This is a genomic window from Agrobacterium sp., from assembly GCF_059499945.1.
The window spans coordinates 182,467-209,184 of record NZ_JCABZP010000019.1; the positions used below are offsets into that span (position 1 = coordinate 182,467).

21 protein-coding genes are annotated in these 26,718 nt (G+C 60.9%); 12 read left to right on the top strand and 9 right to left on the bottom strand.

Annotation, left to right across the window (positions count from 1 at the left end; all coding sequences use genetic code 11):
- The first annotated feature begins 1 nt into the window (after window position 1).
- The gene (gene ligD / locus AC5I5B_RS22360; protein ID WP_174054822.1) at window positions 2-2,494 is read left to right on the top strand and encodes a DNA ligase D; all 2,493 of its coding nucleotides are present in this window, start codon (window positions 2-4) and stop codon (window positions 2,492-2,494) included.
- Between the two features lie 12 nt (window positions 2,495-2,506).
- Here the strand turns inward: ligD and ku are convergent, their stop codons facing one another.
- The 3 genes from ku to AC5I5B_RS22375 form a co-directional block, all read right to left on the bottom strand.
- Window positions 2,507-3,298 (bottom strand): non-homologous end joining protein Ku, encoded by a 792-nt coding sequence (gene ku / locus AC5I5B_RS22365; RefSeq protein ID WP_162996206.1) that lies wholly within the window; start codon window positions 3,296-3,298, stop codon window positions 2,507-2,509.
- 90 nt (window positions 3,299-3,388) lie between these two features.
- Window positions 3,389-4,390 carry an inorganic phosphate transporter gene (locus tag AC5I5B_RS22370; RefSeq protein WP_003505604.1) on the bottom strand — a complete coding sequence of 334 codons (1,002 nt, stop codon included), beginning with the start codon at window positions 4,388-4,390 and terminating at the stop codon, window positions 3,389-3,391.
- Window positions 4,390-5,034, bottom strand: coding sequence for a DUF47 domain-containing protein (locus AC5I5B_RS22375; protein WP_107676815.1), 645 nt, complete (start codon window positions 5,032-5,034; stop codon window positions 4,390-4,392). Before AC5I5B_RS22375 ends, AC5I5B_RS22370 begins: the two co-directional genes overlap by 1 nt.
- A gap of 113 nt (window positions 5,035-5,147) precedes the next feature.
- On the opposite strand from AC5I5B_RS22375, the gene AC5I5B_RS22380 reads away from it, so the two are divergent.
- Window positions 5,148-5,690, top strand: a complete 543-nt coding sequence (locus AC5I5B_RS22380) for an NUDIX hydrolase (protein ID WP_174054823.1) — start codon at window positions 5,148-5,150, stop codon at window positions 5,688-5,690.
- A gap of 287 nt (window positions 5,691-5,977) precedes the next feature.
- Here the strand turns inward: AC5I5B_RS22380 and AC5I5B_RS22385 are convergent, their stop codons facing one another.
- Together AC5I5B_RS22385 and AC5I5B_RS22390 are read right to left on the bottom strand one after the other, a co-directional pair.
- On the bottom strand, window positions 5,978-9,130 hold the full coding sequence (locus AC5I5B_RS22385) for an efflux RND transporter permease subunit (protein WP_495752843.1): 3,153 nt from the start codon (window positions 9,128-9,130) through the stop codon (window positions 5,978-5,980).
- A 1-nt stretch (window position 9,131) separates the two neighbouring features.
- Window positions 9,132-10,292, bottom strand: a complete 1,161-nt coding sequence (locus AC5I5B_RS22390; RefSeq protein WP_099086817.1) for an efflux RND transporter periplasmic adaptor subunit — start codon at window positions 10,290-10,292, stop codon at window positions 9,132-9,134.
- 278 nt (window positions 10,293-10,570) lie between these two features.
- On the opposite strand from AC5I5B_RS22390, the gene AC5I5B_RS22395 reads away from it, so the two are divergent.
- The 3 genes from AC5I5B_RS22395 to AC5I5B_RS22405 all read left to right on the top strand — a co-directional run bounded on the left by AC5I5B_RS22395 (window position 10,571) and on the right by AC5I5B_RS22405 (window position 13,566).
- Complete coding sequence (locus AC5I5B_RS22395) at window positions 10,571-11,245, top strand: response regulator transcription factor (RefSeq protein WP_020009793.1); 675 nt, start codon at window positions 10,571-10,573, stop codon at window positions 11,243-11,245.
- Window positions 11,242-12,576, top strand: a complete 1,335-nt coding sequence (locus AC5I5B_RS22400; protein ID WP_111817322.1) for a sensor histidine kinase — start codon at window positions 11,242-11,244, stop codon at window positions 12,574-12,576. Before AC5I5B_RS22395 ends, AC5I5B_RS22400 begins: the two co-directional genes overlap by 4 nt.
- Window positions 12,577-12,684: 108 nt before the next feature.
- The gene (locus tag AC5I5B_RS22405) at window positions 12,685-13,566 is read left to right on the top strand and encodes a DUF3313 domain-containing protein (protein WP_112977946.1); all 882 of its coding nucleotides are present in this window, start codon (window positions 12,685-12,687) and stop codon (window positions 13,564-13,566) included.
- Window positions 13,567-13,628: 62 nt separating this feature from the next.
- Here the strand turns inward: AC5I5B_RS22405 and AC5I5B_RS22410 are convergent, their stop codons facing one another.
- Window positions 13,629-14,537, bottom strand: a complete 909-nt coding sequence (locus AC5I5B_RS22410; RefSeq protein ID WP_003505612.1) for a hydrogen peroxide-inducible genes activator — start codon at window positions 14,535-14,537, stop codon at window positions 13,629-13,631.
- A gap of 211 nt (window positions 14,538-14,748) precedes the next feature.
- Here AC5I5B_RS22410 and katG point away from each other — a divergent pair, with 211 nt between their 5' ends.
- Entirely contained in the window at window positions 14,749-16,920 is a 2,172-nt protein-coding gene (gene katG / locus AC5I5B_RS22415) for a catalase/peroxidase HPI (protein ID WP_495752844.1), read from the top strand.
- 121 nt (window positions 16,921-17,041) lie between these two features.
- On the opposite strand, the gene AC5I5B_RS22420 is transcribed toward katG, so the two are convergent.
- Window positions 17,042-17,218 carry a hypothetical protein gene (locus tag AC5I5B_RS22420; RefSeq protein WP_080570281.1) on the bottom strand — a complete coding sequence of 59 codons (177 nt, stop codon included), beginning with the start codon at window positions 17,216-17,218 and terminating at the stop codon, window positions 17,042-17,044.
- 216 nt (window positions 17,219-17,434) lie between these two features.
- Here AC5I5B_RS22420 and AC5I5B_RS22425 point away from each other — a divergent pair, with 216 nt between their 5' ends.
- Entirely contained in the window at window positions 17,435-18,328 is an 894-nt protein-coding gene (locus AC5I5B_RS22425; protein WP_209823147.1) for a helix-turn-helix domain-containing protein, read from the top strand.
- Between the two features lie 193 nt (window positions 18,329-18,521).
- Here the strand turns inward: AC5I5B_RS22425 and AC5I5B_RS22430 are convergent, their stop codons facing one another.
- Window positions 18,522-20,642, bottom strand: coding sequence for a TonB-dependent siderophore receptor (locus tag AC5I5B_RS22430; RefSeq protein WP_174054827.1), 2,121 nt, complete (start codon window positions 20,640-20,642; stop codon window positions 18,522-18,524).
- Between the two features lie 221 nt (window positions 20,643-20,863).
- Here AC5I5B_RS22430 and AC5I5B_RS22435 point away from each other — a divergent pair, with 221 nt between their 5' ends.
- Genes AC5I5B_RS22435 through AC5I5B_RS22450 form a run of 4 tightly spaced genes read left to right on the top strand, consistent with a single transcriptional unit; the run spans window position 20,864 to window position 24,751 of the window.
- A complete protein-coding gene (locus AC5I5B_RS22435; protein ID WP_111829351.1) occupies window positions 20,864-21,874 on the top strand; it encodes an iron-siderophore ABC transporter substrate-binding protein in 1,011 nt (336 codons plus the stop codon).
- On the top strand, window positions 21,871-22,914 hold the full coding sequence (locus tag AC5I5B_RS22440; protein ID WP_423753520.1) for a FecCD family ABC transporter permease: 1,044 nt from the start codon (window positions 21,871-21,873) through the stop codon (window positions 22,912-22,914). Before AC5I5B_RS22435 ends, AC5I5B_RS22440 begins: the two co-directional genes overlap by 4 nt.
- A 2-nt stretch (window positions 22,915-22,916) precedes the next feature.
- Window positions 22,917-23,951, top strand: a complete 1,035-nt coding sequence (locus tag AC5I5B_RS22445; protein ID WP_174054850.1) for a FecCD family ABC transporter permease — start codon at window positions 22,917-22,919, stop codon at window positions 23,949-23,951.
- The gene (locus AC5I5B_RS22450) at window positions 23,948-24,751 is read left to right on the top strand and encodes an ABC transporter ATP-binding protein (protein ID WP_174054828.1); all 804 of its coding nucleotides are present in this window, start codon (window positions 23,948-23,950) and stop codon (window positions 24,749-24,751) included. The genes AC5I5B_RS22445 and AC5I5B_RS22450 overlap by 4 nt, the downstream gene beginning before the upstream one ends.
- A 12-nt stretch (window positions 24,752-24,763) precedes the next feature.
- On the opposite strand, the gene AC5I5B_RS22455 is transcribed toward AC5I5B_RS22450, so the two are convergent.
- On the bottom strand, window positions 24,764-25,660 hold the full coding sequence (locus tag AC5I5B_RS22455) for a choline sulfate utilization transcriptional regulator (RefSeq protein ID WP_107676802.1): 897 nt from the start codon (window positions 25,658-25,660) through the stop codon (window positions 24,764-24,766).
- Window positions 25,661-25,754: 94 nt separating this feature from the next.
- Between AC5I5B_RS22455 and AC5I5B_RS22460 the strand changes: the two genes are divergently transcribed.
- The gene (locus AC5I5B_RS22460) at window positions 25,755-26,708 is read left to right on the top strand and encodes a choline ABC transporter substrate-binding protein (protein WP_174054829.1); all 954 of its coding nucleotides are present in this window, start codon (window positions 25,755-25,757) and stop codon (window positions 26,706-26,708) included.
- The last annotated feature ends 10 nt before the right edge of the window (window positions 26,709-26,718 follow it).

The following is a 26,718-nucleotide window of genomic DNA, read 5'->3' on the forward strand; positions in this document are numbered from 1 at the left end:
CATGGGATTGCAGACCTATAACGCCAAGCGCAGTTTTGACAAGACGCCGGAGCCCAAGGGTACGAAGGCCGAACAGCAGGGATCGAGCTTCGTGATCCAGAAACACGATGCCCGCCGTCTGCATTATGATTTTCGGCTGGAAATGGATGGCGTGCTGAAAAGCTGGGCGGTGACGCGCGGTCCCAGTCTCGATCCCGAGGACAAACGCCTTGCCGTGCATGTGGAGGACCATCCCCTCAGTTATGGTGATTTTGAAGGTGTTATCCCCAAGGGACAATATGGCGGCGGCACCGTGATTGTCTGGGATCGCGGCATCTGGCAGCCGATCGGTGACGCCCGGAAAGGTTATCGCAAAGGTCATCTGGAATTTGAACTGGAAGGCGAAAAGCTGAAAGGACGCTGGCATCTGGTGCGCATGCATGGAAAGCCGGGCGAAAGCCGGGAAAACTGGCTGCTGATCAAGGGCGACGACGAGGAAGCCAGACATAAAGGCGGTGCGGATATTCTGGAGGAACGGCCGGAATCGGTGAAAACCGGGCGCAGCGTCGAGGAAGTCGCGGCCAAACCGAAAGATACCTGGAATTCCAAGCCGGTATCGAAAAAGGCCGCCGTTTCGACGTCGGACAAAAAACAGGCGCATGCGCTGCCTAAAGGCGCGCGCAAACAGACTATGCCGTCCTTTGTGCCGCCGGCGCTCGCGACGCTCAAACCGAAACCGCCCGACGGAGATCGCTGGCTGCATGAAATCAAATTTGACGGCTATCGTCTGCAGGCGCGCGTCGATCAGGGCAAGCTCCAGCTCCTGACCCGCAGCGGGCTGGACTGGACGGAGAAATTCGGCAGGGCCGTGACAGGAGCTATCAAGGCGCTGCCGGTGGAAACGGTGTTGATCGACGGCGAAATCGTCGTGGAACGCGATAGCGGGGCTTCCGATTTCTCCGCCTTGCAGCAGGATCTGAGCGAAGGACGCAGCGACCGTTTCGTGTTTTACGCCTTCGATCTTCTTTATCTCGATGGCAGCGATCTGCGTGGTGCGGCATTGAGCGAACGAAAGGCGCTGCTCGAAAAGCTGTTGCCGGCGGGCGATCCCCATCTCCGTTACAGCCAGCATTTTGAAGAAAGCGGCGCGCTTGTCCTCGACCATGCCTGTCGGCTCAGTCTTGAGGGTGTCATTTCCAAGGTCAAGAGCAGCAAATATGTTTCCGGGCGCAAGGGAGAATGGGTGAAATCCAAATGCTCGATGCGACAGGAATTCGTTATCGGTGGTTATACTGTCTCCTCGACATCGGACCACGCCATTGGATCGCTAGCGCTCGGCGTTTATGAAAATGGCAAGCTGCGCCATGTTGGACGTGTCGGGACAGGTTATACGGGCGAAGTGGCGGAGATGCTACTTGGCCGGCTGAAGCCGCTTGAGCGCAAGGAAAGCCCGTTCGGTGAGAAACTCACCGCGCTTGCCCGACGTGATCTTCATTTCGTCAAGCCGGAACTAGTGGCGGAAGTGGAGTTTCGCGCATGGTCTGGAGATGGCAATCTGCGTCATGCCTCTTTCCGGGGGCTGCGCGAAGACAAGCCCGCAGGAGAAATCGAACGCGAGGAGAAGGCCGTGTCCGACACCAAGGCGCCGCAATCGACGATCAAGTTCACCCATCCGGACCGGCTGTACTGGCCGGACGATGGCGTGACGAAGGAGGGGCTTGCCGATTATTATGCGCAGGTCTGGCGGCACATCGCGCCCTTTGTCGTCAACCGGCCGCTGGCACTGCTGCGCTGCCCGGAGGGCATAGAAGGGCAGCGTTTCTTCCAGAAACATGCCTGGCGCGGCATCAACAAGGCGGTTGAGCAGATCAGGGATCCCAAGGACAAGCGCGGTGAGCCGCTGATCCGCATCACCGATTTTGATGGCCTGATGGCGCTCGTGCAATCCGCCGCGCTTGAAATCCACCCATGGGGCGTGACCACCGCCAATTGGGAAAAGCCTGACATGATCACCATGGATATCGACCCCGGCGAGGATGTGGCATGGGAAGAGGTGATTGAGGCGGCGCTGGAACTGAAACGGCGTTTCGAAGAGGCCGGGCTTGCCGCTTTCGTCAAGACCTCGGGCGGCAAGGGACTGCATGTCGTCGCGCCGCTGAAGCCGCAGGCGGGCTGGGCCCCGGTAAAAGCCTTCGCCAAGGCCATGGCGGCGGATATGTCGAAAGCCGAACCGGAGAAATATCTTTCCGTCGCCACCAAAGCGAAACGTCAGGGCCGTATTTTTATCGACTACCTGCGCAACGGCAGGGGCAATACGGCGGTTGCGGCCTATTCGACGCGCGCCCGGCCGGGAGCCGCCATTTCAGCGCCGCTCGAATGGTCGGAACTCACCGCCGAGATCGGTCCGGCCCATTTCACCGTCAACAATATTGGGGCTCGTCTTGCGGCGCTGAAAAAAGACCCGTGGGACGGCTTTTTTGCCGCTGCCAAGCCGCTGCCGAAAAAGGCACGGTGAAGACGCCGATTCTCAGCTTCTCTTTTCCGAAGCGAGGCTTTTCTTCAGCGCATCCATGATATTGATGACATTGCCGCCGGTGCGGGCCTTCGTGCTAGTTTTCTTTGTCGACGAGGAGACCTCCTCGCCTTTGGTCTTCAGCAGGGACTTGATCTTTTTCTGAATGGGGTCCTGCACCAGAGTTGGCTTCCAAGCCGTGACCTGTTTGCCGATGCGTTTTTCCATGGCGTCCAGCAACGGCCGGTCGATTTTCATCTTCGGCTCCAGCGCGTCGATGCTCTCGCGCACCTCCTCGCCGTAATGGAGGGTCCACAGGATGATGCCCTTGCCTGAAGGTTCCAGCAGGACTGCCCTTTCACGACGGTAGATCACCAGACGCGCAATGCCGAAAACATCGTTCGCCTTCATGGCTTCGCGAATGACGCTGAAGGCTTCGGTGCCGATCTTGTCTTCCGGGCGCAGAAAATGCGGACGGTCGTACCAGATCCAGTCGATCGACCCTTTCGGCACGAAGGTCTTGATATCGATGGTGCGGGTGCTTTCCAGCGCCACCGCGTCGATCTCGTCATCCTCCAGCAGCACATAATCGTCTTCGCCGCGCGGAAAACCCTTCACCTGGTTCCTGGCGGCGACCGGCCTGTGGGTGACACTGTCGACATAGCGGCTTTCGACGCGATTGCCGGTTTTGCGATTGAGGATGTGGAAGCGGTATTTGTTGCCTTCGGTCGTCGCAGGCGTCAACGAGACGGAGGCCGTCACCAGTGACAGCTTCAGATAACCCTTCCAGAAAACCTGCCGTGCCATGTCCGCGATCCGCATTGGTCTCCCGAAACAACAGCCACAGGGTGGCTTTTGTTCCGGGAGGGACCGCAAATCGGGGCAGGGATGGAGTTATCAGAACAGCGAGGTCAGCCCGTAAACGGCAGCGGAGATCAGTGCGGCTGCCGGCATGGTCACGATCCAGGCGATGACGATATTGCCGGCAAGCCCCCAGCGCACCGCCGAGACACGGCGTGCAGCGCCGACACCGATGATGGCGCCGGTGATCGTGTGGGTGGTGGAGACCGGAATGCCGAGCCATGTGGCGCCGAACAGCGTCAGCGCGCCGCCGGTTTCGGCGCAGAAACCCTGCATCGGGTTCAGCCGGGTGATTTTCGATCCCATCGTATGGACAATACGCCAGCCGCCGAAGAGCGTACCGAGCGCCATGGCCGACTGGCAGGAAATCACCACCCAGAAGGGCACGTAGAAGCTTTCGCCGAGATGCCCCTGGCTGAACAGCAGCACCGCGATGATGCCCATGGTCTTCTGCGCGTCATTGCCGCCGTGCCCCAGCGAATAAAGCGAGGCGGAGATGAACTGCATGACGCGGAAGGTGCGGTCGACCGCAAAGGGCGTCTGCCGCACGAACAGCCAGGACACGGCAAGCACGAGAACGAGCGCCAGGAAAAAGCCGATGGCCGGCGACATGAAGATCGCCCCCACGGTCTTCAGCAGGCCCGACCAGACGATGGAATTAAAGCCAACCTTGGCGAAACCCGCACCGACGAGGCCGCCGATCAGCGCATGCGAGGAGCTGGAGGGAATGCCGAAAATCCAGGTGACGATGTTCCAGACGATCGCGCCGATCAGTGCCGCGAAGATGACCTGCGGCGACACGATGGCCGGATCGATGATGCCGGTGCCGAGCGTTTCCGCCACATGCAGGCCGAAGAACAGGAAGGCGATGAAATTGAAGAAGGCCGCCCAGGCGACCGCATATTGCGGCCGCAGCACCCGGGTGGAGACGATGGTGGCGATGGAATTGGCGGCGTCATGCAGACCGTTCAGGAAATCGAAGAACAGCGCGATGGCGATAAGGCCGACGAGCAGCGGCAGGGCAAGCGCGACATCCATCAGACGTTCTCGATCACGATGCCGCTGATCTCGTTGGCCACATCCTCGAAGCGGTCGACGACCTTTTCGAGTTCGCCGTAGATTTCGCTGCCGATCATATAGGCCATGGCATCGCCGCTCGCGCCATGCCGACGGAAGAGGTCCTTCAGACCCAGGTCGTGAAGCTCGTCGGAGCGGCCTTCGACGCGGGTTACCTCTTCGGCGATGGCCGAGAGGCGATGCGCATTCGTGCCGACCTTGTTGAGAAGCGGAATGGCTTCCGCAATCAGGCCCGCCGCGCGCACGATCTCGTGGCCCATCTCCTTCATCAGCGGGTCGAATTCGCTCTGTTCGAACAGGCGGATGGTCTTGACGGTCTTGTGCATCATGTCGATGGCGTCATCCATGGACTGGATGAGGTCCTTGATGTCGCCACGATCGAATGGCGTGATGAAGCTCCGCCTGACCGCAAGCAGCACCTCGCGGGTGATGTCATCCGCCTGATGCTCGAGGGCGACGATGAGGTCGCAGTTCTTCTCGACGTCGACGCCGCTCAAAAGTTGGTCAAGGGCTTCAGCCGCTTTGATGACGGTTTCGGAATGTTTGCTGAACATGTCGAAGAAACGGTCCTCGCGCGGCATCAGCTTGCGAAAAATACTCATCATGCGAATTGGCCCTCAATGGCGCTTTATCAGTTGTGGGGGGTGATTGTCATAAAACTGTCATAAATGCACGCGGGGCATTGATGCAACCCGGAAAATCAGCACTATCAACGGATATGAAATCTTCCAAGAAACGCCGGAAAACCCGTCCGGCCCGTCCACTCACATTGCTCCAGCAGCTGGCTGCGGTTCCCGAAAAGCTCTTCACCGGTGCTTTCCGGCAGCAATATGCCGCGCTCTGTTTCCGTTATGCCGCCAACGGCGTGGATGTCGAAATCCTCCTCGTCACGTCCCGTACCAGTCAGCGCTGGATCATTCCGCGCGGCTGGCCGATGAAGCGCAAGAAACCGCATCAGGCGGCGGCGATAGAAGCGTGGGAGGAGGCGGGTGTGCGCGGCCGGGTGAAGAAGGATGCGGTGGGCCGCTATACCTATCTCAAGATGCTCGACAATGGCGATGTCGTTCCCTGCATGGTCGACGTCTTCCAGATAGAGGTGAAGGAAACGGACACAACCTTCAAGGAGCACGGTGAACGCCTGCTGGAATGGGTGCGCCCTGACGAGGCGGCAAGACGCGTTCGCGATATTGAACTGAAATCGCTGCTGGTCGATTTCCGGCCAAAGGGGAAAAAGAAACGCCAGAGCGGCGAGAGACCGTAACCGCATCTGCGCGGCATTCCTTCCTGCAGCCGGTACTGTAATGCCACCGCAATAGGACATGCCCACCCTTGCCTGATGATTGTCATCAGGAGCCGTTGCATGAATTTACGTCGTCCCGTTCTCCGCTTCTTATTGCGTTATCTCCATCCGATTATCGCCATCGCTTTGCTTCTGGCGGGCCCGGCTGCGATTCTTTTGCTGAGATGACGACAGGGGCACCATCCGGAATGACGGGAAGGCGGTGTCGCCTTCCCGTTGTCAGCCGGATTGGTGTCTAGCCGACCTTGTCAGGCCGGCTGTTTTTGGGAAGATTGCGCCTCATTGCCCGAATGCCCCGTTTCATCCGGCGCTTTCGGTAACAGGCGGGCGAAACGCCTGATGATGCTGTCCAGATAGGACAGGATGGTCGGCACCACGATCAGGGTCAGCAGCGTGGAACTGATGAGGCCGCCAACCACCGCATGGGCCATCGGCGCGCGCTGCGCGCCACCGCCGCCGACGGCCAGGCCGAGCGGGATCATGCCGAAGATCATTGCAAGCGTCGTCATGATGATCGGACGGAAGCGGATGACGCCCGCATTCTCGAGCGCTTCGTTCAGCGAAAGCCCCCGCCGCCGCTCGCGATTGGCGAAATCCACCAGCAGGATGCCGTTTTTGGTCACGAGGCCCATCAGCATGATGAAGCCGATCAGCGAGAACATGTTGATCGTGCTGCCGGCGATCATCAACCCGATGAGGACGCCGACGAGCGACAGCGGCAGCGACGCCATGATGGCGAGCGGTTGCAAGAAGCTGCCGAACTGCGAGGCGAGCACGATGTAGATGAAGATGACGGCCATGCTGAGCGCCGTGACCATATGGCCGACGGTTTCCTGCATGGTTTCGGCGTCGCCGCCGAAGCGGATGCGATAGCCGTTCGGCAGGTCAAGACCGGCGGTCAGGCCCTGCAGGGTCTCCGTCACGTCGCCAAGCGTGCGGCCGGCAATATTGGCCGAAACCAGTATCTCGCGGCGATTGTCGATGCGGCGGATTTCGGCGGGGGCTGGCATGATGCCGATATCGGCAACCTGATCGAGACGCGCCATCAGCGGTGCATCATTTGCTGCCGTGCGGCCGGTTGCGATCATCAATTCACCGAGACTTGCCAGGTCGGACCGCCGCTCGGCCGGCAGGCGGATGACGATATCGTACGTATTGCCGTCCGTATCCGTCCATTTCGACACATCCTCGCCGCCGATAAGGGGGGAGAGTGCCGTGGCAAGATCGGAGCGGGCAATGCCGAGATCGCTCGCCGCCGCAGGCTTCAGGCGTACCGACAGGACAGAGGTCACATCCTTGGCGCTGGAGGTCACGTCCACGAGGCCGGGAATTTTTTTCATGTCTTCGACGAGGCCGGCGGCGATTTTTTCAAGAACAGCCCGGTCGTCGCCGAGGATGCTCAGCTGCACCGGGCTTTCGCCGCCGCCAAGGCCATTCTGCAGGATCGTGACCTCAATGCCAGGTATGGCCGACAGGCGCTTGCGAACCGGCTCGGCAAGGGAGAGCGGGGTTCGGCTTCGCATATCGAGCGGCGCCAGGCCCACCAATATGGCGGCGCGATGTTTGCCGGCGGCGCCGCCTGTGTTGATGGTGGAATAAAGCATCTCGACCTCCGGAAATTCCCTCAGCGCCTTCTCGACCTGCCGCACCTTGGTCGTCGTATAGTCCAGAGAGGAGCCGACCGGCGCGGTGATGTTGACCTGGAAGCGGCCCTCATCGGCATTCGGAACGAATTCCGTGCCGACCAGCGGCACCATGAACAAGCTGGCGATAAATATGCCCGATGTGACAAGCAGGGTGACGAGCCGGTGCCGCAGGGTCCAGCCGATGGCGCGGCGATACTGGCCGGCCATCCATTCGAAGCCGCGGTCGAAACGCGCGATCAGTCGGCCTATCGGGCCGCGTTTTGCATCGGGTTGGGCGTCCGGATCGTACCAGACGCTTGATAACATCGGATCGAGCGTGAAGGCGACGAAAAGCGAGATCAGCACCGCGGCGGAGACGGTGACGCCGAATTCATAGAAAAACCGGCCGACGATGCCATCCATGAAGGCAACCGGCAGGAAAACCGCCACGATCGTCGCCGTTGTCGCAATGACCGCAAGCCCGATTTCATTGGTGCCGTCGAGGGCTGCGCGCAGGTGGGATTTGCCCATATGCAGATGGCGGGTGATGTTTTCGCGCACCACGATGGCGTCATCCACGAGAATGCCGATGGAAAGCGTCAGCGCCAGCAGGCTGAGCGTATTGAGCGTGAAACCGAGGAAATCGATCACCGCGAGCGTGCCGATGATGGCGATCGGCAGCGTCAGCCCGGTAATCACCGTACTGCGCCAGGAATTGAGGAACAGGAAGACGATGGCGACGGCGAGCGCCGCACCTTCTATCAGTGTCGTCTGTACCTGGCTGACGGATTCGCGAATGGGTATCGATGAATCCGTGACGATACGCAGCTGCACGTTCTGCGGGGCAAGCTCGGCGTTGAGCGCATCGAGGCGCTTTCTCACATCCGTCGCCACCTCAACGGTATTGGCGCCCTGAACCTTGACGATGTCGATCGCCAGCGCCGTCTGGCCATTATAGAGGGCCCGGCTTTCGGCATCGGCTGCCCCTTCCGAAAGCGTCGCGACATCGCGAAGCTCGACGGCCGCGCCGCCGCGCCTTGCCACGACCATATCCAGCAGCGCCTGCGGCTCCTCGATACGGCCCTGCACCTGGATCGTCCGTTCGGAAAGGGGATCGACGACGCTTCCGGCCGGGCTGTTGCTGTTGCCGGCGCGCAGCGCGTTCACCACCTCGTTAATGCCTATTCCAAGGGCGCGCATGCGCGTCTCGTCGATCATCACATCGATCTGCCGTTTGCGGGCGCCAACCAGCGTTGCCTGGCCGACGCCGGCAACGGTCGTCAGCTGCCGCACCACCTTCTGGTCGGCAAGGGTGGTGAGTGCGGGTACATCGAGCGACGTCGAACTGATCGCAACCGACAGGACCGGCTCGGCGGCGGGGTCGAACCTCGATATGACGGGTTTTTTGGCGTCTTCCGGAAAATTCGCCTCGATGGCGGCGATCTTGTCGCGGACCTCCTGCGCGGCGGCCGAGCTCTGCACTTCGAGCTTGAATTTCGCGACCACGACGGAGCGCCCCTCATAGGAGGTGGACGTGACCTCGTCGAGGCCGCCAATGGCGTTCAGCGCATCCTCGACGGGCCGCGTCACCTCCGTCTCCACCGTCTCCGGCGTCGCGCCCGGATAAGAGGTGACGACGACCACCACGGGAACGTCGACATTGGGATATTGGTCCAGCCCAAGCCGCTGCAGCGAGAAGGCGCCCATGACCAGAAGTGCCACCATCATCATGGTGGCAAAAACAGGGTGGGTAACGGATATGCGGGTCAAGAACATTTCAGCCTGCCTTGTCGACGGTGACGGCCATGTCAGGCCCCAGTTCGGGAAGCGGTGCGGTGAGGATGGTCTCGCCATTCTTCAGGCCGGCGGCAATCTCGACCAGACTGCCATCGTTCCAGCGCGCTCCGACTGCGACCGTCTGGCGGCGAAGACGGCCATCCTCCACCTTCAGCACATGGTAACCCGTCTCGTCCTTGCGCAGCGCGATTGCGGGAACGACAAGCGCATCGTTCTTTTCACGCAGGAGGATCGATCCGCTGGCGAACATTCCGCCCCACAGCCGGCCGTCCCGATTGGCAAGCCGCAGATAGACGGCGACGAAACGGGTGCCGTCTTCGGCAACCGGGCTGATGCGGTCGACCGTGCCTTTGACGATCTGGCCGCCAAGGCCGTCGATCGCCAGTTCCACCGTCTGGCTGAGCGCCACGCGCGGTATGTCGCGGGTGGCGACAAGAACCTTCGCTTCCAGCACGCTGGTATCGACCAGTGTGAGAAGCTCGCCATCCGCACCGGCTCGCGATCCCGCCTCGGCCAGCCGCCGGGTGACGGTGCCGCTGAAGGGCGCGCGGATTTCGGCGTTGCGAAGGGCGAGGCGGGCGATATCCGCCTGCGCCGCAAGGCTCTGGAGCCTTGCCGTCTTCACCGCGACATCGCTTTTCGCCTTGTCGAGCTGTTCCGTCGAAGCGATGTTTTTCAGGGCAAGCTGTTCGGTTCTCGTCAGGGCCTGCATCGCCAGCATCAGTTCGGCCTCGGCCGCATCCCGGTCGCTCTGCCGTAGCAAAAGCGTCGATTGCAACTCATCGGTTTCGAAACGTACGAGCAGCTTGCCCGCCTGCACCGCATCTCCGTCGCGGACATTCATTTCCACGATCTTGCCGGCTTCACGGGCGCGGATCACCACGCGGGTGATCGGCTGAAGCTCGCCGCTGACGCCAAGCCGCTCCACCATCGCGCGCGTACCGATCTTTGCCGTTTCCGCAGCCGTCAGTTCGAACGGCGTGCCTGCGGGGCTCATCGAGGCGGTTTCGACGAGCCCGTTCACGATGCCTTTGACACGCTCATTCGCATCGACGCTGCCGCGCGCCGGATCGAGAGCGGTGACAACGAGAACGCAACCTGCAAGCGCGATCCCCGCCTTGATGGTTCTCTTCACCCACATACTGAAATCCTTTCCATCCCGGGACCGCCGCTCAGGCGGTCGCATTGCCTCTGTCGAGGCGGATGGTTTCTGGATAGGCATCCATAATTGCAGCAGCATTACCCTCCGGGGCGCGCCTGCCTAAACGGAACCGTCTAATGCTCCAAAGTTCTGTTTTTATGAATTTTCCAGAGGTGAAACCATTATGGATCCTGGTTGTAAATGCTCTGGCGTCGTCTTCGCCGCAATACTGCCGCAACCTTTCTGGCAGAAAACGGAAGGCGAAGGGACGGTGACGCATGAGACTTCTTTTGATCGAAGACGAAAAGGAAATGGCGGATGCGCTGACGGCGACGCTCGGCAAGCAGGGGATCGTCATCGACCATACCATGTGGCTCGGCGATGCGATGGAGCTGACGCGTCAGCACGTCTATGACGCCATTCTGCTCGACCGTCGCCTGCCTGACGGGGAAGGGCTCTCCTTCATTCCGCAGCTGCGCCGCGCAGGTATCGACACGCCGATCATTCTGTTGACGGCGATGAACGAGCCGGAAGAGCGGATCGCGGGGCTGGACGGCGGCGCAGACGATTATCTTGGCAAGCCGTTTCTCGTCGGCGAGTTGCTGGCCCGGGTGCGCGCGGTTCTCAGGAGGCCGGCAAACCTTGCGCCGGCCCAGATCACCGCTGGCCGCATCGTCATTGATCCGCTCCATCTCAGCGTCACGATCAATTCGGTTCCCTTCGATCTGCCAAGACGCGAGCTTGCGGTTCTCATTGCGCTGGCGAAACGCAAGGGCAAATCCGTGCTGCGCTCCACGCTCGAGGCAGCCGTTTACAATTACGAGGAGGAGATCCAGTCCAATGCGCTCGACGCGCATATATCGCGGCTGCGAAAACGCCTGCTCGATGCATCCGCAGGCGTCGGCGTCCATAATATTCGTGGTATCGGTTATCTGTTGAAGGAAGAAGCATGAAAGCGCAGGGCACGTCCAACCCGTCCTTGTGGTGGAAACTGAGCTGGCAGCTCAGCGTCGTCGTCTCTGCCATGATTGCCGTGGTCATCATCGGGCTCTGTTTTTACGGCGTGATGATGCTTTCCCCCAATATTGCGCTCTGGGACGACCTCTCGGCCACGCTTGATGGTTCACTTTCGCTCGATCCGCAAAAGGGATTGGTCATTACCGAGAGCCCGGCATTGCGGGCCCTGAAGGCGGAGAACTCAACACTCTGGTTCGTTGCCTCCACGCTGGATGGGCGGGTGGCGACCTACGGCGCCGTGCCTGCCGTTTATGAGGAACTGTCGCGGTATCTGCATCTGATGACGGATGCCGATATTCGTGGAGGAAAGGGCATCGTCGAGGTCGCCCTGGTTGAAAGCATGGAAACGAAATGGGGTGCGGTAAGGGTCATGTTCGGCGGAACGACGCATGTCGGCGGGCAGTTCCTGACGCTTCTTGCCGGAACCTACAAGATTTACGTTCCCCTGCTGGCTGTCATCCTGCCCGCCGTGTTCTTCTCGGTTCCCCGCATCGTGCGCCAGGCGCTTTCCGGCCTCAGTTCCGTCGTCAAAAAGGCCCCCGAGATCGATCCGCGGCGGCCGGGTTCAAAGCTTCCCGTCGAGGATGTGCCACGCGAGGTGGTTCCGCTGATCCTTGCCTTCAACAGCATCCTCGAACGGCTGGAAGAGCAGTTTCGAGCGCGCCAGCGTTTTCTCATCGATGCGGCGCATGAGCTGAGAACGCCGATTGCGATCATGCAGACCCGGATAGAGGGCTTGCCGGGGCCGGAACAGCAACGCCTGATGGAGGATGTCGCGCGGCTTGGCGAGACTACGGAACAGCTTCTCGCCTTCGAAAGAAACGATCAGGTGAATGACAGGCGCGAGACGGTGGAGCTCGTCGAGATGACCCGCACCGTCGTCGCCGATCTCGCGCCGCTTGCGCTTTCGGCGGGTTATGACATCTCCTTCGACACGCAGATCGCGCGATATGAGGTGATGGGCGACCCCTTCACCCTGCCGCGTGCGATCAGCAACATCGTGCGCAATGCCATCGATTATGGTGGGAACAGGGGGATGATCCATATCTCGGTTCTCGCCAATGGTGAGATCGCGATTTCCGATGAGGGGCAGGGGATAGCCGAAGACCAGCGGGAACGGATTTTCGAGCCCTTTTACCGCATCACACCGCGCAGCACCGGGGCAGGGCTTGGCCTCAGCCTCGTCAAGCAGATCGTCGCCAACCATAACGGGCGAATCTTTCTGGATAGCAGCGCCTTCGGAAGCACCTTCCGGTTACGTTTCTGATCGTTGCGTTGCGCGCTGTCCAGAGGCGGGTGATTGTAATGTTGCCGCAATTTTAGCTGTCGTACCATGCGGGGCACAGGATCAATCATCCCAACCGGAGTACGTGCAGTGAAACAACAGTGGAATCTGTTTGCCCGGGGTTCCGGCGACAAGGCCTCCCGCAGCCGCGGTGTCGCCTTCGCCACCTTGCCCTTCGCCATCCTCATGTCCAGCTGCACCTCCGTGCCGCTGAAAGAAGGTGGCACGCTCACCTCCTATGCGCAGCTCAGCCCGGCCAAGGGAAAGTTCACCAAATCGCGAACCTTCGTGGACGCCACCGGGCTGGCCGGGGTCAAGACCGTCGCCATCGTGCCGACCACCTTCTCCTTCGCCGCCTCGTCGCGGGTCACATCGGAAAGGGATCGTGCCCTTGTTTCGAATGCGCTGGATCGCGCCATCTGCGTGGCGCTCAGCGATAAATACCGGATCGCCGCTCTTGGACAGCCGGCGGATATGACGGTGCGCACGGTCATCACCGATCTGGTGCCGACCGACAAGACCATGGCCGGGGTATCGACGGCCGTGACGCTCGGCAGCGGCTTCGTCCTGCCGGTCAGCGTGCCGCGTCTCCCATTCGGGCTTGGCGGGCTGGCCGTTGAGGCCGAGGCGGTGGATAGTGGCGGCGTTCAGCGCGCGGCGGCTGTCTGGTCCAAGGGCGCGAATTCCATCACTGGTAACGCCCGCGCGTCGGAAATCGGCGACGCTTACGAGCTTGCCACCGATTTCTCCAACTACTTCTCGCGTATTCTCGTGACAGGCAAAGTTTCCGACGGCCTGAACCTCTCTATTCCCTCCGGCCATCGAATCCGGTCGGCTCTGGGCGGAAAACCGAAATATGTCGAGTGCGATGCCTATGGCCGGTCGCGCGGCTTGAAGGGCATGGTGGCCGACAAGTTCGGCGCGCCGCCGCAATGGACCGACGACGGGCACGCGAAAGTCGCGGCGCGATAGGCCAGCCGCTTTATGTGTAGATCGCGTGCGTTACGGCGCGCGCGATCGTCCGAACCAAGTGCCTATGCCGCGAGACCGAGCTTCTGAAGGCCGCATTCGCGGACGATCTCCGCGATATGGGCGAACTGCGCCGAGAGCGGGTTGCTCTTGCGCCAGACCATGCCGATGGTGCGCGACGGGCGCGGTTCCGCAAGCCGGAATACCGAAACGGTGGATTGCCGCGTTTCCATATCGACGGCCATCTGCGGAATGAGTGTGACGCCGATGCCGGCGCCGACCATCTGTACGAGGGTGGAGAGCGAAGAGCCCTCCATCAGCACGCGCGGCGGCGCATTGGTCGTGCTGCAGAAGGAAAGCGCCTGGTTGCGGAAACAATGGCCTTCCTCCAGCAATAGCAGGCGCATTTCACCCAGCTTGTCGGCGCTCGGCACCGGCATGCCCGCATCCTCCATCGGCCGCACCAGAATGAATTCCTCCGAAAACAGCGGAACCTCCTCCAGCGCGGGTTCCGAAACGGGCAACGCGACGATTGCCATGTCGAGTCGGGCTTCGAGAAGGTCTTCGATGAGCTTCTGCGTTACCGCTTCGCGCGGGCGCGCCTCCAGTCCGGGATAATGCCGGGTCAGCGTCTTGATCACCTGCGGCAAGAGATAGGGCGCAACGGTGGGAATAACACCGATGCGCAGGCGACCGCTGAGAGGGCCATGCCCCGCGCGCGCCAGATCCTGCAACTCGTCCACCGAACGCAGGATGGCCCGGGTGCGTTCGGCAAATTCCTCACCAAGCGCCGTCAGCCTGATCTGGCGGCTGCCGCGTTCGACGAGCGGCGCACCGATCAATTCCTCCAGTTCCCGTATCTGCAAAGATAGTGCAGGCTGGGAGATGGCACAGGCTTCCGCCGCACGCCCGAAATGGCCGATCTTGGCAAGGGCGTCGAAATAACGGAGATGTTTCATGGAGAGCGCAATCATAAGCTCAGCATATCGCAGCCTTTAGAATATACAATTGGAAATTATGGAACCCGGCTGTTAGTCATCTTCATGACAGAAAGAAGCTGTAGCTGTGAATGATCACCGGCGTCGCTGCACGGTTTCCCATGACCTGCCGCGGGCTCTGGCTCCAACAGGCTGCACATGTCGAATTGATTATTTCGTTTAATTGCTAAACCCATCGGAGGGCGAAATGGACGCAACTTCAAAACCAGCTGGCAAGTGTCCCGTCATGCATGGAGGCAACACGGCCTCCGGTAAATCGGTGACTGAATGGTGGCCGAATGCGCTGAACCTCGATATCCTGCATCAGCACGATACCAAGACCAATCCACTCGGCACCTCCTTCAACTATCGCGAAGCCCTGAAGACGCTCGATGTCGAGGCCCTGAAGGCCGATCTGCGCGCCCTGATGACCGACAGCCAGGAATGGTGGCCGGCCGACTGGGGCAGCTATGTCGGCATGATGGCCCGTGTTACCTGGCATGCGGCGGGTTCCTACCGCGTAACGGACGGTCGTGGTGGCGCCAACACCGGCAACCAGCGTTTTGCACCGCTCAATTCCTGGCCTGATAACGTCAACACCGACAAGGGCCGCCGTCTGCTTTGGCCGATCAAGAAGAAATACGGCAACAGGATTTCCTGGGCAGACCTGATCGCGCTCGCCGGCACCATTGCCTATGACGTCGCCGGTCTGAAGACCTTCGGTTTTGCCTTCGGTCGTGAAGACATCTGGGCTCCGGAAAAGGACACCTATTGGGGTGACGAAAAGGAATGGCTGGCGCCGAGCGATGGCCGTTACGGCGACGTGACCAAGCCTGAGACGCTGGAAAACCCGCTTGCCGCCGTGCAGATGGGCCTCATCTACGTCAACCCGGAAGGTGTGAACGGCAAGTCCGATCCGCTGGCAACGGCGGCGCAGATGCGCGAGACCTTCGCCCGCATGGGTATGGATGACGAGGAAACCGTGGCTCTCACCGCTGGCGGCCATACCATCGGCAAGTCGCACGGCAATGGCAGCGCCGCCAACCTCAGCCCCGATCCGGAAGCCGCAGGCCCGGAATTTCAGGGGCTTGGCTGGATCAACACCAAGGGCCGCGGCATTGGTCGCGACACGGTTGTTTCCGGTATCGAAGGTGCCTGGACGAGCGAGCCGACCAAGTGGGACAACGGCTTCTTCGACATGCTGTTCAAGCATGAGTGGACCTTGACCCACAGCCCTGCCGGTGCATCACAATGGGCGCCGATCACCATCGCCGAAGAAGACAAGCCCGTGGACGTCGAGGATGCCTCGATCCGCACCATTCCGATGATGACCGATGCCGACATGGCTCTGAAGGTCGACCCGATCTACCGCGAGATTTCGCTGAAGTTCAAGGACGACCAGGATCATTTCTCGGACGTCTTCGCCCGCGCATGGTTCAAGCTGACGCATCGCGACATGGGACCGAAGGCGCGTTACATCGGCCCTGATGTTCCGGCCGAAGACCTGATCTGGCAGGATCCCATCCCGGCAGGCTCCACCAGCTACGATGTCGCTGCCGTCAAGGCGAAGATCGCGGCGTCTGGCCTTTCCGTTGCCGATCTGGTCTCGACCGCCTGGGATAGCGCCCGCACCTTCCGAGGTTCGGACAAGCGCGGCGGCGCCAATGGCGCACGCATCCGCCTCGCACCGCAGAAGGATTGGGAAGGCAACGAGCCCGCCCGTCTTTCCCGCGTGCTTTCGGTTCTGGAGCAGATTGCCTGTGAAAGCGGCGCGAGCATTGCGGATGTGATCGTTCTCGCCGGCAATTACGGTGTGGAACAGGCGGCCAAGGCGGCCGGCTTCGACATTGCCGTACCTTTTGCGGCCGGTCGTGGTGACGCTTCCGCCGAGCAGACGGATGCTGACAGCTTTGCTCCGCTTGAGCCGCTGGCGGATGGTTTCCGCAACTGGGTCAAGAAGGACTATGTCGTCAGCCCCGAAGAACTGCTGCTGGATCGCGCACAGCTTCTCGGCCTGACCGCGCCGGAATTGACCGTGCTCATCGGCGGCCTGCGCGTCATCGGCACCAATTACGCCGGTACGGCGCATGGCGTGTTCACCGACAAGCCCGGCGCGCTGACGACGGACTTCTTCACGACGCTGACGGACATGGCCTATTCCTGGGTTCCGACCGGCAACAATCTCTATGAGATTCGTGACCGCACGACCGGGGCAGCCAAGTACACGGCCACGCGCGTAGACCTCGTCATCGGTTCGAACTCCATCCTGCGCGCCTATGCGGAAGTTTATGCGCAGGACGACAGCAGGGAGAAATTCGTGCGTGATTTCGTCGCCGCCTGGACGAAGGTGATGAACGCTGACCGTTTCGACCTTCTGTAAGGAAGGCCGACCATTAAATGATGATGCACCTCCCTGAGCGATCGGGGAGGTGTTTTTGCGGATCCGGCATGAGGGGGAGGTTATTCGCCTCTGCATTCCGCTCGTAGTGGGATGTGCTGCCCTATCGCCTGTCCGAAGACGAAACCGGTTTGCCGGGAGAGGATTTTTCGGCCTTTTCCGAGGGCGCTTTGCCGCTTTTTTCATTTTCATGCGCATCCGGCCCGGCAACGATGACGCCGCGGCCCTTCTCTTCGCGCTTCTTGTCCGCGAAGTTGCCCGGTTCCTTCTTGCTGTCCATGATAGTCTCCATTGTTGCGTTCCTGTCAGGAGTTCAACGGGTGTCCTGGGCAGAGGTTCCAGGGCGGTCGCGTCAGTGAATGTTTCTCTTCATAACGATCTTTGCTATTAACATGAATTGATAAGTCATGTTATTGGGGCGAAGCGCGATGACTGGCGCGGCGCGCCTGTCTGTCCAAGCCCTCAACCCAGACCCGACAACCGGACGGTACCCGCATTGAGTTTCTGGCATTCCATGACCTGGCACACGGAAGGGATCAGCGTCACTGCGCCGGTGAAATGGCGCCAGCTGGACGGGCTCGTCAGTGCTTTCTGGGAGGCGGAAAGCCAGATGGGGGCGAAGGGTTATTATCTGGCCGCCGATCCGCGCATCATGATTTTTTTCAACGATGTGTCTTCACGCATCAGCATGTCCAACCGGAACGGCGAGTTCAGCAACCATTCGCGGCCGATGACGCGGGCGGTTTATGTGCCGGCTGGCGTGCCGATGTGGACGAGCAGCAACGCCACGCACCGGTTCTCGCATCTCAACCTGCATATTCACAAGGACCGGCTGTTGCGCTTCCTGTTACCTTCGGTCGGCAGTTCGGCGGCGATGACGGCGCTGCGCCGCCCGGTCGAGATACAGGATATCGGCTCGGTGGAAACTCTTGCCGGCCTGCTTGTCGATGAGCTGGCGGAGCCCTCGAAACATGCGGTCTATGCGGAAAGTCTCGTCGGCAGCATCGTTGCCGGCCTGCTGGATATTCCCGGCCATTCGCCGGAGCAGGCCAATGGCAGGTTGACGCAGGCGCAGTTGAACAAGCTTCTTGCCCAGGTCGAAAAGCGTGGCGATGACCGTATGACGGTTGCCGAAATGGCGGATATTGTCGGGCTTTCGGAAAGCTGGTTCGCCACCGTATTTCGCCAGACCACCGGCAAGACGCCGCTGCAATGGCAATTGGAAAGGCGCATCAATGCCGCCCAGAAACTTCTGCTGGAAGGCGATCTGACTGTGGCCGATATCGCCGCCCAGCTTGGCTTTTCCGATCAGGCCCATCTGACCAAGGCTTTCCGTCAGTCCGTGGGCAACACGCCGGCCGCCTGGCGGCGTTTGCACAGGCTACTTTGAATTGGTGGCCTTTGCTGTCTACACTCAATCGTCGGCGCGTCCGTAAATCTTGCTCGACGTCATCCTCGGGCTTGTCCCGAGGATTTGCGACCTTTTGACCTTACGATACGTGGTTGGATCCTCGGGACAAGCCCGAGGATGACATTAAACATTAGGATTGTCTCATAGTAGTTTGAAATCAGTCGTTTTTTCGCTACCACGTCTTTCGCAAAGTCACGGAAAACGCCCGGCCGGGATTGTAGAAGTCAGCGCCGAACCCGCCATACGAAACGTGTTTTTCGTTGAAGAGGTTGGAGACATTGACATCCAGTGAGGCGGTTTCCTGAATCTTGTAGCTGAATGCCGCATCCACGGTCACGCTGCTTCCGGTTTCGACCTTGTTGGCATTGTCGAAATAATAGGCGCCGGTATAGCGGCCGCCGAGACCGAAGGTCATGTCGCCGAAATGGTCGTTGCCTTCGAGCGTATAATTGACCCACAGTGAAGCCTGATGCTCGGGCACGAATTGCGGCCGGTTGCCAACATTGCCGCCGGTGCCGTTTTCGGTAATCTCCGCATCGAGATAGGAATAGGCCGCCGTCAGGCTGAGATTGTCTGTTACCTCTGCCTTCGCTTCAAGATCGAGGCCGCGCACGCGCACCTCGCCGATGGTGGTCGGCAGGCTGGTGATCGGGCTGGTGACGGTGATGTTGTTCTTCTTCAGATCGTAGATCGAGGCGGTGAACAGGGCCGGGAAAGCGTCCGGCCGGTATTTCACGCCGAGTTCGATCTGCTCGCCACGCTCCGGTTCAACGGTGAGGCCCGATGCCGGCACCACCGATTCGGCGTAGCTGATATAGGGCGCGATTTCGTTGGTGACCTTGTAGGACACGCCGATGCGCTTGGTCAGTTCGCTGATGTCGCCGCTTGCCGTCGTGCTGTTCAGCCGGTTGGTCTGCTCGGTGTCGATCCAGTCGTTGCGCAGGCCGGCGCTGACGGTGAGCCTGTCGAAGAAGGTCAGGTCCTGCTGGAGATAGATCGCCTTGGTTTTCTGGTCCGTCAGCGAGCTGGCATAGAGCGGCACCGAGGAGGGCGCGCCGGTATAGACCGGGTTCATCCAGTTGATGCTCGGCGCGGCGCCGAAGTAGCTTTTGCTGCCGGATTCATAGTTGTTATAAAAAACGCCGACGAGGCTGCGGCTTTCGACATTTTCAAACCGCGTGTCATATTGCAGGCGCGTATCGATCAGGAAGTTTTCGGTCTCGGTGTCGTTGCCGAAATAGGAACGGTTGGCGATGGTCGAACCGTTGGTCGGCGTCGACGAGATATAGGCATAACCGAAGTCCGTATTCGCCTTGCTGTAACGGGCGTTGGAACTCAGGGTCAGACCCGAGCCGAAATCGTGGTCGAACATCACGCTCAGCGAATTGCGGTTTGTGCCGCGATAATTGTAGTCCGGTTCGCCGAAGAAGCGGCTGCGGTCGAAATGCGAGCCGACGGGATGGCCGCCGCCGCCGGGAACGCCATCCTTGTTGAGATGATCGTAAACGACGGTGAGGCTGGTGACGTCGGTCGGACGCCATGTCAGGCCGCCCATGAAGAACTTCTCGTCGTCACGGGAATAGTCATATTCCGCATCGGCATTTCTGAGCTTGCCGGTCAGACGATAGGACAGCATGTCGTCGCTGGTGATGTTGTCGCCGAAATCGAAGCCGGTTTCGGCGCGGCTATAGGAACCGCCGGTCACATAGGCTTCACCGAAACGGGTGCGTTTCGGCACCTTGGTGGAATAGTTCACCGAGCCGCCGGGATCCGAGACGCCGAAGGTGGTGGAATTGCCGCCCTTCAGCACTTCCACCCGCTCATAGGCATAGGTTTCTTCGCGCAGCGCACCGAAGGGACGGCCGAGGGTGAGGCCATCGCGATAGGTGTAGGCGTCGAAACCGCGAATCTTGAAATAGTCGAAACGGTCGTCGGAGCCGTAAAAATCCGTGGTCACGCCAGCGGTATATTGCAACGCTTCTTCCACGGTCTGCACACCGCGCTGCTGCATTTCCTTGGCGGTGATGACAGAAACGGAGGCGGGTGTGTCGAGAATATCGGTCGCCATCTTGCTGCCGCTCGTGGTGCGGGTGGCTACAATGGACTTCTGGTCATTGTCGCCGCTGTCGATGGTGATGCGTTCCAGAACCGTGCTGCCGCCCGTATTGGCAGCTTCCTGCGCCAGCAGGGAGCCGGGCAGGGTGGCGACAAGCGCCGTGCAGGCAAGCAGGGCCGCATCCTGGTAACGACGTCGCGCGGTTTTGCGGTGTCTGCCTTCGGTTTCGATATTCATTGGTATGTTCCAGACCTTGATGCCCCGATCGCCGTTTTCACGGCCCACTCTCGAAGCGCCCAATAACTTGAGAAAGTTTGTCCGGTATTGTAACTTTTTGCGGTTTTGTACAAAACCCCGGAAATTTCACCGCTGTTGCGGCAGCATTTCTTGCCTGGGCTTGACGGGGCCATTTGAAGCTGAGAGTTCAAGTCCACTTTTGAACCTTTGAGAGCTTCGCCATGCTTCGCCCGTTCCGCTGCCTCGTTCCGGCATTCATGCTTTTCCTGTCGATGATCGCGCCTGATATGGCCGCGGCGGAGGAGACGACCAGCTATCCCATCGTCATCAAACATGCGTTCGGCACGACCACGATTGCGAAGAAACCGCAGCGGGTCGCCACTGTCGCCTGGGCGAACCATGAGGTGCCGCTGGCGCTCGGCATCGTGCCCGTCGGTTTTGCGGCGGCCAATTTCGGCGATGATGACGGCGACGGCCTGCTGCCATGGGTGGCGAAGCGGCTTACCGAACTCAATGCGGCAAAGCCGGTGCTGTTCGACGAGGGCGACGGCATCGATTTCGAGGCCGTGGCGGCAACGCAGCCGGATGTCATCCTTGCCGCCTATTCCGGTCTCAGCCAGTCCGACTACGATACGCTGAGCCAGATTGCGCCTGTTGTCGCCTATCCCGTCTCTCCCTGGGCGACGGACTGGCGCGAGATGATCCGGCTGAACAGCGCCGGGCTTGGCATGGCCCCCGAAGGTGAGGCGCTCATCAAACGCATCGAGGGCGAAATCGCGCAGGTTGTCGCCGGCCACCCGCAGCTGAAGGGCAAGTCGGCCATGTTCGTCACCCATCTCGATGCCACCAATCTCAGCGTTGTCAATTTCTATACGGCCAATGACACCCGGGTGAAGTTCTTCGCCGATCTCGGGCTCGCCTCGCCGAAAAGCGTCGTGGAAGCAACGAAGCCGGGGCAATTCGCCGCCGGCGTCAGCGCCGAGCGTGTGGATGCCTTTGACGATGTCGATATCGTCGTGACCTATGGCAGCCAGCCGCTGCTGAATGCCATGCGCGCCGATCCGCTTCTCGCCCGCATGCCGGCCGTTGCCAACGATGCCATCGTCATGCTGGGCCGCGATCCGCTCGGCACCGCTTCAAACCCCACGCCGCTGTCGATTTCCTGGGTATTGAAGGACTATGCCGATCTCCTGGCAAAGGCTGCCGACAAATCCTCCGGGAAATCGCAGTGACAATGTCGGGACCCGGCAAAGTGACAACGGTGCTGCTCGCCGGTCGCTCCAGCCGCGCGCGAACCGCATGGCTCGGCGCAGTGCTGGCGCTTCTCGCATTGCTCTGTGCGCTCTCCGTCGCCATCGGCACGCGTGACGTCTCTTTTGCGGATATTCTTGGCGGGCTGAGCGGCCGCGTCGAGACGGTTGCCGAAGCGGCGGTTGCGGTGCGTCTGCCGCGCACGCTGCTCGCCCTGCTTTCCGGGGCCGCACTCGGGCTGGCCGGGGCCATCATGCAGGGCGTCACCCGCAACCCTCTTGCCGATCCCGGTATTCTCGGCGTCAATATGGGCGCGTCGCTTGCCGTCGTCATCGCCATCGTCTGGTTCGGCATCGCCTCGGCTCAGGCCTTCATCATCACCGCAATTGCCGGTGCGGGGGCGTCTGCGGTTTTCGTGTATGTCGTCGGTTCGCTCGGTCGGGGCGGCGCGACCCCGCTGAAACTCGCGCTTGCGGGTGCCGCCACCTCCGTCGCCTTCTCCTCGCTCGTCATCGCCGTCGTGCTGCCGCGCAGCGACATTGCCGGCGGCATCCGCTCCTGGCAGATCGGCGGTGTCGGCGGGGCGACATTCGAACGCATCGAGACCGTGCTGCCCTTTCTGGTCGCCGGCTTCATCATCAGCCTGCTTTCGGCGCGCAAGCTGAATTCTCTGGCGCTCGGAGACGAACTCGCCGCCGGGCTTGGCGAGAATGTCATGGCAGCCAGAGCCGTGGCCTCCTTCGGCGCCATTCTGCTCTGCGGTGCCGCCACCGCCATTTGCGGGCCGATCGGTTTCGTCGGGCTGGTGGTGCCGCATCTCTGCCGCCTGCTCGTTGGCGTGGACAATCGCTGGCTTCTGCCGTTCTCGGCGCTTGGCGGGGCGTGTCTGCTGCTTGCTGCCGATATTGTCGGGCGCATCGTGGCGCGGCCATCCGAACTTGATGTCGGCATCGTCACCGCCCTCGTCGGCGCGCCTTTCTTCATCTGGATTGTCAGACGCCAGAGGGTGCGCGAATTGTGACCATGCACGCTCCCGTCATCGAAACTCTCGTCTTCAACCGCCACGCCCGCCAGCGCCGGCGTCGCCTTGTCGTCTTCGCCCTGTCGGCGCTCCTGATCGCCGCTTTTGCAATAACGCTGATGCTCGGGCAATCCTTCACGCCGCCCGGTGATGTCATCCGCGTTCTGCTGGAGGAGGATATTGCCGGTGTCACCTTCACCGTCGGCCAGTTGCGCCTGCCGCGCGCGCTGCTTTCGGTTCTCGCAGGCCTGAGCTTCGGGCTAGGCGGTGTCGCCTTCCAGATCATGCTGCGCAACCCGCTCGCCAGCCCCGACATCATCGGCATCAGCTCCGGCGCGAGTGCCGCAGCCGTTTTCGCCATCGTCGTTTTGCAGATGAGCGGGCCGCTGGTCTCGGTCTTCGCCGTCGCCGCCGGTCTGGGCGTCGCGCTTCTGGTCTATCTCCTGTCCTTCCGAAATGGCGTGGCCGGCACACGGCTGATCCTTGTCGGCATCGGCGTGTCGGCGATGCTGGAAAGCTTCATTGCCTATATTCTCTCCGTCGCGCCGGCATGGACGCTGCAGGAGGCAATGCGCTGGCTGACCGGCAGCGTCAACGGCGCGAAGATCGCCCAGTTGCTGCCGCTTTTCGTCGCGCTCATCCTGTTTGGCAGCCTGCTCCTCAGCCGTGCGCGTGATCTGGAAGCTCTCAGACTGGGTGACGATGCGGCCGCAGCGCTCGGCGTGCGGGTGGGACGAACCCGCATCATCGTCATCATCGCCGCCGTGGGTATGATCGCCTTTGCAACGGCGGTCTCCGGGCCGATCGCCTTTGTCGCTTTCCTGTCCGGACCGATTGCGGCGCGCATCGTCGGCAGCAACGGCTCGTTGCTCGTTCCCGCGGCTCTGGTCGGAGCGGCACTGGTGCTGGTGGGGGATTATTGCGGCCAGTTCCTGTTGCCGGGCCGTTATCCGGTCGGCGTCGTCACGGGCGCGCTCGGCGCGCCCTATCTGATTTACCTTATCGTGCGGGTCAACCGCAGCGGAGGCTCGTTATGACCGGCCACTCCCTTTCCGTGAACGGTCTTTCGGCCGGATATGGCGAAAACCTCATCATTGAAGGGCTGGATCTCACTGTCCCACGCGGGAAAATCACCGTCATTGTCGGCGCCAATGCCTGCGGCAAGTCCACCCTGCTGCGCAGCATGTCGCGGCTCATCACGCCGCGCGCCGGTCAGGTCCTGCTTGATGGAAAGTCGATTCATCGTCTCCCTTCGCGCGACCTCGCACGGCGCATGGGCCTTCTGCCGCAATCGCCAATCGCGCCGGAGGGCATCGTGGTTGCCGATCTCGTCAGCCGTGGCCGGCACCCGCATCACGGCCTGTTCGCCCGCTGGTCGCGGCAGGATGACGAGGCCGTCGCCGCGGCTCTCGCCGCCACCGATACGGTCGAACTTGCCGAGCGTCCGGTGGACGAGCTTTCCGGCGGGCAGCGGCAACGTGTCTGGATCGCCATGGCGCTCGCCCAGCAAACCGACATATTGCTGCTGGATGAACCGACCACCTTCCTCGATATCAGCCATCAGGTCGAAGTGCTGGATCTTCTGACCGACCTCAATCAGTCCCGGGAGACCACCATCGTCATGGTGCTGCACGATCTCAATCTCGCGGCGCGTTATGCCGATCATCTAGTCGCCATGCGGGGCGGAAAGCTGCATGTCTGCGGCAGGCCGGAAGAGGTGCTGACGGAAGAGAATGTCCGTCACGTCTTCGGCATCGAAAGCCGGGTCATCGAGGATCCGACTTCGGGCAAGCCGATGATGCTGCCGATTGGCCGGCACAGGACGGTACCTGCGTGATAGGTGTGGTCTTCACCGCCGCTCATCGATCAGCCAGCCGGTGAGTTTTCTCACCGCATTATCGCTGTTTTTCGGCCGCATCAGCCAGTATCCGCGGCCCGGTGCGTCGAGGCTTGGGCCTGCGGTCACCAGCACGCCCGCCTCGAGCAGCGGATCGATGAGCCCGGCCCAGCCGAGTGCAAAACCCTGTTCGCCGATGGTTGCCTGAACCACCATGGTGTAATTGTTGAAACTGATATCGCCGCCATCGTTTTCCGGCCCTCTCAGCACGCCGAAATGCTTGAAATAGGACGGCCAGTCGAACCAGTGCGCCTGGGAGGTGTTTTCCAGGTGGATAAGCTTCAGCCGTGTGAGATCCGCGACACTCGCGGGTGCGGCTGCGTCAGCCAGAAGCGCCGGGGAACAGACCGGCGTGACCTTCTCCGAAAGCAGCAGCACCGCCCCGTCGCCCGCTTCCTGCCGCGTTCCAAAAATGATCATCACGTCGCTATCGTGTTTGCCCTGACCCAGAGGGTCCTGCGTTGCCACGATCTGGATGTTTATGTCGGGGTTGAGCGCTCGAAAACCATGCATGCGCGGGATGAGCCACAGGGACGAAAAGGCATAATCCGTATGCAGGCGGATAGTCTGCCGATCCTCCGTCCGGCGAAGCTGCTGCGCGAGAAGATCGATGGCGTCGACATTACGCGAGACGATGTCGAACAGTTTTTGTCCTTCGGCCGTCAGTTCGATGCCGCGATGCTTGCGCCGGATAAGAGCCACGCCCAGCTCATCCTCAAGTTTGCGCATCTGATAGCTGACGGCCGGCTGGGTCAGTCGCAGCGATGCCGCCGCAGCCGTGAGGCTGCCGCGGCGGGCGACATCGGTGAAAATGCGCATCCATCCGAGATCAAGCGGCCGGTCAGACATTAAATTTCCTTATATCAGTCATCGAAAAATACCCGCTTCACAGGCAAAAACAATGTGGTGTTCAATAAACTGGACTAATAAAAGGGGAGCCGCAATGAAAACCGTTTCTCATCTGCATCGCATCGCCGCCGGTCTCATTCTGTCCGTGGCGGCATTCTCCACCCCGCTGCAGGCGGCCGATGACGCCGCCTGCAAAACCATTCGCCTTAGCGATCCCGGCTGGACCGACATTACCGCCACCAACGGCGTCGCTTCCGTCGTGCTCGATGCGCTGGGTTATGAAGCCGACGTCAAGACGCTGTCGGTGCCGATCGGCTATCAGGCCATGAAAAATGGCGAAATCGATGTCTTTCTCGGCAACTGGATGCCGGCCCAGAAATCCTTCGTCGACGATCTGAACGCGGCGAAAGCGGCCGAGGTGATGACGAAGAACCTGGAGGGCGCCAAGTTCACGCTGGCGGTGCCTTCCTATATGGCGGAAAAGGGCGTGAAGGATTTTGCCGATCTCGCCAAACATGCCGATGAGTTCGAAAGCAAGATTTATGGCATCGAGCCGGGGGCACCGGCCAACCAGAATATTCAGAAGATCATCGACGCCAATGATTTCGGCCTGAAGGGCTGGCAGCTCGTCGAATCCGGCGAACAGGCCATGCTGGCGCAGGTGGAACGGGCGGGCAGGGACAAGAAGGCGGTGGTCTTCCTCGCCTGGGCGCCGCATCCGATGAATGAGAAAATCGAGATCGCCTATCTCTCCGGCGGCGACGCCTATTTCGGCCCGAATTTCGGCGGCGCGGAAGTCTATACGCTGGCCCGCACCGGCTGGCCGCAGCAATGCCCGAATGCGACGACGCTGTTCAAGAACCTGAAGTTCGATATTGGCATGGAAAACAGCCTGATGGGCTCCATTCTCGGTGGCGAGGATTCAAAGGCGGCGGCGACGGCCTGGCTGAAGGCCAATCCCAAAGCGCTGGATGGCTGGCTGCAGGGTGTCACTACGCTCGATGGCAAGCCGGGTGCGGACGCCGTCAAGGGCAAGCTTGGTCTCTAAGCCGGAAAGT